Source organism: Allobosea sp. CRIB-10, from assembly GCF_900112185.1.
Taxonomy (GTDB): domain Bacteria; phylum Pseudomonadota; class Alphaproteobacteria; order Rhizobiales; family Beijerinckiaceae; genus Allobosea.
In genome coordinates this window covers 1-10,298 of sequence record NZ_FOKP01000050.1, presented here as the reverse complement: position 1 = coordinate 10,298, position 10,298 = coordinate 1, and the positions used below count along the sequence as shown (strand labels likewise).

Sequence of the window (10,298 nt, the reverse complement as noted above, 5' to 3'; positions counted from 1 at the left end):
GGGCTTGGTGTCCCTCAGGGCTGTCGGTCTTCCACCTGCCACCGCAACCGCTGGTATAGCAGATGAGGCAAAATGAGAGTTACAAGGTGTTCGGACTGAAAACGTTAGCCTGAACATGGCCGCGCGGTGAGCGCTCGCGGAACTGGTCCGGTGGCCTACACCTCACCCTGCCCTCTCCTTACAGGAGAGGGTTCCCCGCGGTTCCTCGCCCATGCGTCCCACGTAGAGCCTCCCGACGCGCCGACCCTTGCCGCCACCTCCCGCTTGAGCCCATAAGCCGCCCTGCTCCCGCAAGGCCTTGAACAGTGTCCAACCCCGCCTCCTCCCGCCTCGCCATCGGCTTTGCCTTCGGCATCCTCTCGGCTGTGATCTGGGGCGTGCAGTCGGTGGTCTCGCGGCAATCGGTGGTCGACGGGCTCTCGGCCGGCGACGTCACGATCCTGCGCTTTCTCGCCGCCTCGCTGGTGCTGCTGCCCTTCGCCCTCAAGCGGCTGAAACCCTTCCCGGTCGGCAAGCTCGGCTGGAAGCGGGCGCTGATCCTCACCGCCATCGTCGGCCCGAGCTACAGCCTGATCCTGGTCGGCGGCGCGCATTTCGCCCCGGCGCTGCACTCCTCGGTGATCTCGCCCGGGCTGATCCCGGTCGCGACCGCCCTGCTCGCCGTCTTCGTCCTCGGCGACCGGATCAGCCCGCTCAGGGTGATCGGCCTTGCCATCATCGTCGCCGGGATCGTGGTCTTCTCTTTCGAGGCGATGGCCAACACGCCGACCCGCGCAGGCGCCTGGATCGGCGACCTGCTCTTCGTCCTGATCGCCCTGCTCTGGTCAGTGTTCGGCCTGCTGGCGCGGCGCTGGGGCGCGGACGCGGTCGAGGTCACCATGGCGACCTGCCTGCTCTCGGTGCCGTTGTTGCCGCTGCTGGCGCTGGTCCAGCCGGTCAACCTGCTCCAGGTGCCGCTGCCGGCGGTCGCGCTGCAGGCGCTCTATCAGGGCGTGCTGGTCGGCGCGGTCGCGCTTTTTCTCTATACGGAAGCCGTCGCGATCCTGGGCGCCGCCCGGGCTGCGCTGTTCCTGCCGCTGGTGCCCGTGGTGACGGCGCTGTCCGGCGCCGCCTTCCTCGGCGAGCAGGCCTCAGGCCTGGAGATCGCCGGCATGCTGCTGGCTGTGACCGGCATGGTGGTGGCGCTCAAGGCGCCGAGCAGCGCCTGAGCCTCAGCGACACGACGCAACTCCAGCCCGTCATGCTCGCCCTTGTGGCGAGCATCCACGTCTTGAACACTGCCCCCGATCACGGAAGGCGTGGATGGTCGGGACAAGCCCGACCATGACGACAAGGGAGCGTGATGCTTCGCGAAGTCCCGGAAAGACTGTGCGCGCTCAGCCCTTGTGGTCCTTGGCGATCGGCTCGACATAGGCCAGACCCATGTCCCAGGGGAAATAGATCCAGGTGTCCTGGCTGACCTCGGTGACGAAGGTGTCGACCACCGGCACGCCCGCCGGCTTGGCGTAGACCGTGGCGAAATGGGCGTTCGGCAGCATCTCGCGCACGACGCGGGCGGTCTTGCCGGTGTCGGTCAGGTCGTCGACGACGAGCACGCCCTTGCCCTTGCCGTCGCCGATGGCGCGGATCGAGGGGGCGATCTCCTTCATCACCTTGAGCTCGGACTGGTTCTTGTAGTCGTGATAGCTCGCGACGCAGACCGTCTCGATCAGGCGCAGGCCGAGCTCACGGCAGATGATCGCCGCCGGCACCAGCCCGCCACGGGTGATGCAGACCATCGCCTCGAAGGGTCCGGCATCGGAGAGACGCCAGGCAAGCGCGCGGGCATCGCGGTGGAACTGGTCCCAGGAAACGGGAAAGGCCTTGTTGGCGGAAGCGTCGGCCATGGCTGGTCCTGCGGCAGGCGGAAAAGTGCCTTTCCGCAAAGCGCATTCGGCCGGCGCTGGCAAGAGCCGCGCGGCGATAATCCCCGCCGCGCCGGGCTTTAGTCACCTAGAACTCGGCCCAGCCGTCGTCACCCCGGCCGCCCGCCGCCCTGGCGCGCGGAAGCGGCATGGGTTTCGTGGGTGCTGCGGCGGCCTTCATCGCCGGCAGCATCGAGCGCAGATCAGCCGCAAGCCGCGCCGGCTGATCGCCGCCGCCGAGCCGGAAGGCGCCGACCAGCGCCGCCAGCGCCTGAGTCTCGCCCTGCAGGTCGCGCGACAGCTTGGAACTGGCGTCGGCCATCAGCGAGTTGCGCTGGGTGATCTCGTCCATATGGGCGACGGTCTTGGCCATTTCCTCGACGCCGTTGGCCTGCTCGGTCGCCGCGCTGGAGATCTCGGCGATGGTGCCGGCGACCCGGTTGGCCGCATCGACGATCTCGTCGAGCGTGCGGCCGGCATCCTTGACCAGCTGGACGCCTGAGCGGACCTGCTCGCTCGAATTGGCGATCAGCGACTTGATGCCGTTGGCGGATTCGCTGGAGCGGCCGGCCAGCGCCCGAACCTCCGAGGCGACGACCGCAAAGCCCCGCCCGGCATCGCCGGCCCGCGCCGCCTCCACCGCGGCGTTGAGTGCGAGCAGGTTGGTCTGGAACGAGATCTCGTCGATCATCGAGATGATGTCGGCGATCGAGGCCGAGGCCTGCTCGATCCGGCCCATCGCCGCAACCGCATCGGTGACGATCGCCCCGCCGCGCGAGGCGACGGTCCTGGCCTCGTCGCCGAGCGCCGCCGCCTGGCGCGAATTGCCGGCGCTGGTCTTGATCGAGGCGGCGAGCTCCTCGGTCGTCGCCGCCGTCTCCTGCAGGCTCGAGGCCTGGGCCTCGGCCCGCTCGGCGAGCTCGACGCTCTCGCTCGCCATCTTGTCGGCCGCGGCACCGACCTTGCTCGAGATCAGCCCGACGGCGGCGATCACCTCGGCCATCGTCTCGATCAGCTCGTTGATGCCGCCGCAGAGGATCGCGACCTCGCCCTCCTTGCCGGCCATGTCGATGCGCGTCGTCAGGTCCTTGTCCTTGGCCCGGCCGATCACGGCCTGCGCCTCTCCGACCGCCTTGGCGAGCTGGCGCGCCGCCTTCTGCTCGGTGATGTCGGTGGCGTATTTCACCACCTTGGTCGGCCGGCCCTTGGCGTCCATGATCGGGTTGTAGCTCGCCTGGATCCAGACCTCGCGGCCGCCCTTGCCGAAGCGCTGGTACTGGCCGGAATCGTATTCGCCGCGGCCGAGCTTCTCCCAGAAGGCGCGATACTCCGGCGAGCTGCGATAGGCGGCGTCGCAGAACATCGAATGATGCTTGCCCTTGATCTCGCCGAGCGAATAGCCGGTGACGGCGAGGAAGTTCTCGTTGGCGTCTAGGATATGGCCGTCGAGCGTGAACTCGATCACCGCCATCGCCTTGCGGATCGCCGCCGCTTGCCCAGCCATGTCGGCTTCCAGGTTCTTCTGGTCGGTGATCACCGTCGCGAACTTGATCACCTTGATCGGCTTGCCGCTGGAATCGAAGACCGGGTTGTAGCTCGCCTCGATCCAGAGTTCGCTGCCGTCGGCGTGGACGCGCAGGAATTGCCGGGCGTCGTACTCACCTTGCCGGAGTCGCTCCCAGAACGCCTTGTATTCGGCGCTCGCGGCCTCCTCCTTGGTCACGAACATGCTGTGATGGCGCCCGCGCACCTGCTCCAGCGTGTAGCCGACCGTCTTCAGGAAGTTCTCGTTGGCATCCAGGATCGTGCCGTCGAGCTTGAAGCTGATCACCGCCATGGCGCGATTGAGCGCCAACATCTCGCCTTCCAGCTCGCGGCGCGAAGCGCCGCCTCGGAATGGATTTAGCCGCATGCCCCGTCCCCCGCATTCAGCCCCCGCGAACTCACGGTCCGCAAGAACAAAATGGATGACAATGGTTTACGACCTACTAAGCCGAAGACCGAGCAAAAGTCTAAACCGCCACTTGTTCACGTTCGGTCAAAAACTTTTCGGCAAATATCATGACATTAGATAGATGAATACCGAGCCAAAAAAAGAATACCTCTCAATCTATAATCACTCTAAGTTTAGTGGAAGCCAAATCATATAAGGTTGAGTCCCGCCCTTCTCTTAAGGTCAGCATCCAACTGTTCAGGGCCTTGAATCTGCTAAACTTTGAACGGCGTTAGAAATCCAAGGATCATCAATCATAGGTTGTATGAAATGAAGAATACACCTAGGCTCCCAGCCGGGCCCGCTCCACTTCGACCATCGCCTGCACGGCGGCGGTCGCCATCATCAGCTTCTCCGGGTCGCGCGAGCGGATGACGATGTTGGTGTCCGGGCCGGTCTCCGACCAGAACGGGTAGGAGCCGATCGAGCAGTCGGGATGAGCCTTGGCGATCTCGGCCAGCGGCGTGCCGATGTCGCCTTCGCGCAGACCCGCCCGCACCGTCTCGGAGAGAATCCTGGCGCCGGTCTTCAGCGTCGGCGCGACGACGTCGAGCATGGCCTGCATGATCGCCGGCACGCCGGCCATGACATGGACATTGCCGATCCTGAAACCCGGCGCCTTCGAGACAGAGTTGGCGATCAGATCGGCACCGGCAGGGATGCGGGCCATGCGCATCCTGGCCTCGTTGAGCTGATCCTTCGGAAAGCGCTCCAGCAGCATGTCGACGGCGCGCTGATCGTAGTCGATCGGCACGCCGAAGGCGGCGGCGACCGCGTCGGCCGTGATGTCGTCATGGGTCGGGCCGATGCCGCCAGTGGTGAAGACATAGGTATAGCGCGAGCGCAGCGCGTTCAGCGCCGAAACGATCTCGTCGGTCAGGTCGGGCACGACCCGGACCTCACGTAGCTCGATGCCGATATTAGTCAGATACTCGGCGATGTAGCCGATGTTCTTGTCCTTGGTCCGGCCGGACAGGATCTCGTCGCCGATCACCAGGATCGCGGCGGTGACCACCGGCTGGAAGGCGGGCGCTGGCGCTGCCGTCATGGGCTTGTCCCTGCTGTTCGATGTCGCCGCATGCGTGCCCCGATACGCCAGCGAGCTAAGCTGCTTGCGCGCGATTGCTCAAGCGGCGCGCCGGTCGTGGCCGCTATGCACGCGCGGCGGGCGCATCACGAGGTCGTGCGCTCGTAGACGAGATTGAGCCGTGTGTGGGCGAGGAGCTTGTAGCCCTTGCTCTCCAGCAGGGCCGGCAGATCGGCCTGCCAGCGACCGCGCGAATCCTCGACGATGACGAAGCCCGGCCAGAGCGCCTCGGGCGCATCGCGCAGGAAAGGCTCCAGGATGAGGTCCTCGGCACCCTCGACGTCGAGCTTGATGGCGTCGATCCGCTCGTAGCCCTCGCTCTGCACCAGGGAGAGTAATGTCGTCGCCGGCACCCGCACGGAACTCGCATTGGTGGAGCGCAGGATGCGCACGCTCGATTCGCCCTTGTTGGCGGGATCGAGGAACAGCGTCAGCTCGCCCGGCTTGTCGGCGAGCGCGCAGGCGATCGCCTTGACCGTGCCGAAGGGATTCTGCGCGATGTTGTAGGTCAGCCGCGCGAAGATGTCGGGTTGCGGCTCGACCGCGAGGATGCGTGCGCCCCGTCCGGCACGGGCCGCGACGAAGAGCGAATAGGCGCCGATATTGGCGCCGACGTCGATGAAGCTGAAACCCTCGCGGATCCGCGAGGCCAAAAGCTCGCGCTCCCGCGCATCGAAATATTGCGGCGTGAACAGCACCCGCTTCTCGCAGACATTGCCCTCGGGGTAGAGCCGCATCTGCGCGCCGAGCGCCTCGATGTCGACGGGCTGCCCCTTGAGCCGGTTGAGCCCGAGGCGGCGCAGGGCGAACGCGAACTTGCGGCCGAGGAAAGAGCCGGACGCACAACGCGTCCAGCCGATGATGCGGGCGATGCCGCCTTGGGGCGCGAAGGTGCCGAAAGGCTGGTCTTCGGCCGGTCTGATCTCATTGAATGCCATTGGCGCGCTGTACACCCCCAGCGCCGATGGCGCCAGAGCCGGATCATCGCCGACATGGCCTGAAGCCTCCTCAGGCGGCATCGCTCGCCGCCGAAGCGCAGTCGGCATGCAGCGGGCAGAGGCTGGCACAGTCGGCGACGCCGGCCAGCAGATAGCGCAAGCAGCAGAGCTTCCGGCGCCGGACCGGCGCGCCCTGCTCGACCGGATAGCGCACCGCCTCGTTCATCGGGTTGCGCTGGCCGGACGGCTCCAGGCGCCGCTCCAGCCGCAGGCGCGCCATAGCCAGGGCTTGCGGATCGGTATGCTCGGCCGGCACCTGCAGCAGCGTCCATTCGAAGATCTGCGCTGCATTGACCCAGAGCAGCCGCGGCGACACCCGGAACTGCCCGGCGAGCAAATCGACCAATGGCGCGACATGGCCCTCGAACAGGGGCGTGAAGGGGTCGCCGTCGGCGCATCGCGAAGCGCCTGCATCGCAGATGACGATCGCGCTCGTCAGTCCCGCCTCCTGCGGCACGATCGCGACCCGGTCGAGCTCGAGCGGCAGGTCACGCTCGCCGAGCAGGATCGCGGCCGTAGCCGGGATGACCAGCGCGCCGAAATGCCACTGCGACCACATCGAGACCAGCGCCCGCCGGTCGCTGTCGGGGTGGAGCGCGGCGAAGCGCGCCATCAGCCGCGCCGCCGCGCCTGCGAGAAGCTCCTGCCCGGACACGGTCTCTCCGGCCTCGCCCGGCAGTACGAGCTTGTCCCTGTACCAGCTGAGCGCCTCCGGAAAGCGGGAGGCGAAGGATGGCAGCGGCCGCGCCGCGCTCATCCCAGAACCGCCTCCTCACGCGCGACTGGCCGCGCCGTTCCGGCGGCTCCGCCGAGCAGAGCCACCAATGGCGCCGCGATCAGCGCAACTCCGGCAGCGACGCCGAAGCAGACGCCATAGCCGAAATGCTGCGAGACCCAGCCGGCGCCGATGCCGCCGGCCATGCTGATCAGCCCGTCCATGCATTGCAGCAGGGTGAAGTCGACGCCGGCCTGGCGCGGATCGGACAGCGCCATGAAGCGGGCATAGAGCGCGACGAAGCCGAGCGCCATGATGCCGGAGGAGCTCGCCAGCGCCAGCGCGAGCACAAGCGGCTGCGGCAGGCTGCGCCAGGCGGCGAAGGCGAGGCCGGCAAGCGACAAAGCCTGCAATAGCAGCGCCAGCACGAGCACGCTGCGCGCCCCAAGAGCCCGCACCAGCGCGCCGCCGGCAAGCGCGCAGGCGAAACCGACGGCGAGTCCGCCGATGCCATTGACCAGCCCGATCGATTCAAGATCGAGCCCGCTATCGACCAGATAGGCGCCGAGCATGGCGACGCCCCATTTCTGCGCCGGCACATAGATGGCGGCGAGCGCGAGGCCGGTGCGCATCTCCGGCCGCTTCAGCGCGTCTTTCAGCGCGGGCTGGTGCGTGCGCCGTGCCGGCGCGGCCGGGGCCGGCGAAAGCAGGAAGGGCAGCGCTAGCACGACGAGCAGCCCGGCCATGGCGAAAGTAGCGAGCTGCCAGTCGAGCCGCGCCACCAGGACGAGGAAGAGGCCCGAACCGAGCGCCGAACCGAGATAGGCGCCGCCGACCTGGGCGGCGTTGCCCCAGCCGTGATGGGCCTGCGACAAGGTCTCGACCGCATGGCCGTCGCAGGCGATGTCGCCGGTCGAGGCGGAGAAGGCGATCAGCACGAAGACGCCGATCAAGGGCACGAAGGCGACCGGCCCGATCAGGCCGACCGCGACGAGCCCGAGGGCCGAGATCAATGTCGTCGCCAGCACGATCGTGCGCGAGCGCGCCGGGCCGGTGCCCGGCAGCCGGTAGCGCTCGACCGCCGGCGCCCACAAAAACTTCAGCGCCCAGGGCAGCACGGCGAGATAGGTCAGGCCGATCTGGTCGAGCGGCAGGCCGCGCTCGCGCAGCACGCTCGGCAAGGCGATGAAGGTCAGCCCGCCGATGATGCTCTGACCGACATAGAGGCCGCCGATCGCCAGGACGATCGCCGCAGGCGAGAGCATGAGCGCCCTCACCAGCGATAACGCAGGCTGGCGATGACCTTGCGTCCCTCGTCGAAATAGCAGTAGCCGGCAGTGCAGGTCTGCTGGACCTCGTTGAGGAGGTTGGTGGCGTTGACCTGGAAGCGCATGCCCTTGAGCTGCGGGCTGAGGTTTTCGAGGTCGTAGCGGATCGAGCCGTCGAGGAAGGTGCGCGCCTTGTTGTCGATCACCGGACGGCCGAGATTGTCGCCGAGGCTGGAGCCGACATAGCGCACGCCGCCACCGATGCCGAGCCCGCGCGCCGGCCCGGCCTGGACGGTGTAGTCGAGCCAGAGCGCAGCCATGTGATAGGGGATGCTGGAGAGGCGGTTGCCGACCGTCTCCTCTGTCAGCTTCTTGATGCGGGCGTCATTGTAGGAATACGAGGCCTGCAGGCTCAGCCCGTTCGCCAGCGAGGCGACGCCCTCGATCTCGAAGCCGCTGGAGCGCAGATCGAGCTGGACCTGGCGGTTGAGGCCGTCGACGACCTCGTAGACCACGCCATTGTCCTGGCGGATATTGAACACGGCGGCGCGCAGCGAGGCGTTGTAGCCCGGCAGATCGTATTTCACGCCGAGCTCGGCCTGCTTGCCCGTGGTGGGCTGGGCGACGCCGCCATTCAGCACCGTGCCGGGATTGGGCACGAAGGAGGTGCCGTAGCTGACATAGGGCGCGAGCCCGAAATCGGTGACATAGGACAGCGCTGCGCGGCCGGTGAACTTGCCGTCATTGCGCTTGCTCTCGGTCGGCACCGCGCCGGCGGCGCCCGCCTCGAACTTGCTGTCGACCCAGTCCTGGCGGACGCCGGCCGAGAGGCGCCAGCCGCCCCATTTGACCTGGTCCTGCAGATAGACGCCTGTCGTGGTCAGCGTCTGCTCGGTCCGCCACAGGAGGGCCGGGTTGTAGCCAAGCGGCACGCCGCCGAAGCCTTCCTTGTTCTTGTAGTGCAGGCGGCTGACATCGATGCCGGCGAGCAGGGTATGATCGACCGCCCCGGTCCGCACCTTCGCCTCCAGCGAGGTGTCGACCGAGAAGCCGGCGGTGTTCTCGCGGGTCAGGCCCGAGCCGAAATAGACATATTGCTGGTTGTTGCCGAGCTGCTGGTAGCGGGCACGCTGGCGGAAGGTGAAGACCTCGTCGAACTTGTGCTCGAACTCGTAGCCGATGCGAGCCTGCTGCTGGCGGAAATCATTGTAGCGCCTGTCGCCGACATAGACCTTGGTCGCGCCGAGCGTCTTGGACAGCACATTGCCCTGGCGATCGACATAGGGGCCGTAGAGATTGAGATAGGCCGCCGTGCCGCCGGTGGTCGAATCCATGTACTCGCCGAGCACGGTGAGCTTGGTCGCCTCGTTCGGCTTCCAGGTCAGCGCCGGCGCGATGAAGACGCGGTCGTCCTTCATCGCGCTGATATCGGTCTTGGCGTCGCGGACGAGCCCGGTCAGCCTGTAGAGCAGCGTCCCTTCCGGATTGGTCGGGCCGGAGATGTCGAAATTGAACTGCTTGCGGCCGAAGGAGCCGCCCTGGATCTCGATCTCGCGGAACGGCGTCTCTGTGGGCCGCTTCGAGATCAGGTCGACGATGCCGGCGCTGGTGCTGGCGCCGTAGATCGCCGAGGCCGGGCCGCGCAGCACGCTGATCGCCTCCAGCCCATAGGGTTCGAGCCGCATCAGCCCGTTCGGGCTGCCGATCTGGCGCAGCCCGTCGCGGAACACGGCGTTGTGGGTGACGTCGATGCCGCGGATGGTGAAGGCGTCATAGCGCGGGTCGAAGCCATAGGTGCCGATGCGCGCGCCCGGCGTATAGGCCAGCGCCTCCAGCAGGTTCTGCGGCTTGCGCTGCTCCAGCTGCGTCTGCGTCACCGTCGAGATCGACATAGGCGTCTCGAGCAGGGGCGTATCCGTCTTGCTGGCGCTGCGGCCGGAGGTGGCGACATAGCCATTGGCGCTGAAGACGCCCTTCTCGCCGCCGCCCTGCCCTTCGACCACGATGGTGTCGAGCTGGATGCGCTCTGTCCCCTGCGCCAAGGCGGCGATCGGCGCGAGCAGCAGAGCGGACGAACCCAGCAAGGCGGGACGAATAGTCATAGGCACGCGACTCTCGATAAAGACAACGAACGCGGCCTAACAATCGATAATAGAGCGGTCAATACATTATAGTTTTGAATTATTACAAAGAAATACGATCAGTATATACTTCAAATATCGAACAACATCTTATGCTCTATGGTCGAGACTCAACGCAGCCAGTAGGCGACGAGAGCGGCGAGGCAGAGCGAGGCCAGATAGTTCCTGGCGAGCTTGTCGTAGCGGGTCGCG

Annotated in this window: 8 protein-coding genes and 1 pseudogene; 1 reads left to right on the top strand and 8 read right to left on the bottom strand. The window is 66.6% G+C overall.

The genetic code is table 11. The features are described from left to right. Window positions 1-305: 305 nt before the first annotated feature. On the top strand, window positions 306-1,208 hold the full coding sequence (locus tag BMZ69_RS30390; RefSeq protein WP_092163756.1) for a DMT family transporter: 903 nt from the start codon (window positions 306-308) through the stop codon (window positions 1,206-1,208). A gap of 168 nt (window positions 1,209-1,376) precedes the next feature. Here the strand turns inward: BMZ69_RS30390 and gpt are convergent, their stop codons facing one another. From gpt to BMZ69_RS31435, 8 genes and pseudogenes are all read right to left on the bottom strand, one after another. Continuing rightward, window positions 1,377-1,886, bottom strand: coding sequence for a xanthine phosphoribosyltransferase (gene gpt / locus BMZ69_RS30385; protein WP_092163755.1), 510 nt, complete (start codon window positions 1,884-1,886; stop codon window positions 1,377-1,379). Between the two features lie 106 nt (window positions 1,887-1,992). After that, a complete protein-coding gene (locus BMZ69_RS30380) occupies window positions 1,993-3,762 on the bottom strand; it encodes a methyl-accepting chemotaxis protein (protein WP_175507054.1) in 1,770 nt (589 codons plus the stop codon). Between the two features lie 418 nt (window positions 3,763-4,180). Further along, window positions 4,181-4,945, bottom strand: coding sequence for a competence/damage-inducible protein A (locus BMZ69_RS30375; protein ID WP_092163753.1), 765 nt, complete (start codon window positions 4,943-4,945; stop codon window positions 4,181-4,183). A gap of 125 nt (window positions 4,946-5,070) precedes the next feature. Then, the gene (locus tag BMZ69_RS30370) at window positions 5,071-5,922 is read right to left on the bottom strand and encodes an FkbM family methyltransferase (RefSeq protein ID WP_092163757.1); all 852 of its coding nucleotides are present in this window, start codon (window positions 5,920-5,922) and stop codon (window positions 5,071-5,073) included. A gap of 70 nt (window positions 5,923-5,992) precedes the next feature. Continuing rightward, on the bottom strand, window positions 5,993-6,739 hold the full coding sequence (fhuF, locus tag BMZ69_RS30365) for a siderophore-iron reductase FhuF (protein WP_092163752.1): 747 nt from the start codon (window positions 6,737-6,739) through the stop codon (window positions 5,993-5,995). Next, complete coding sequence (locus tag BMZ69_RS30360; RefSeq protein ID WP_092163751.1) at window positions 6,736-7,962, bottom strand: MFS transporter; 1,227 nt, start codon at window positions 7,960-7,962, stop codon at window positions 6,736-6,738. Before BMZ69_RS30360 ends, fhuF begins: the two co-directional genes overlap by 4 nt. Window positions 7,963-7,970: 8 nt before the next feature. Next, complete coding sequence (locus BMZ69_RS30355; RefSeq protein ID WP_092163750.1) at window positions 7,971-10,067, bottom strand: TonB-dependent siderophore receptor; 2,097 nt, start codon at window positions 10,065-10,067, stop codon at window positions 7,971-7,973. A 149-nt stretch (window positions 10,068-10,216) separates the two neighbouring features. Further along, window positions 10,217-10,298, bottom strand: a pseudogene (locus BMZ69_RS31435) (IS5/IS1182 family transposase); the annotation flags it as partial.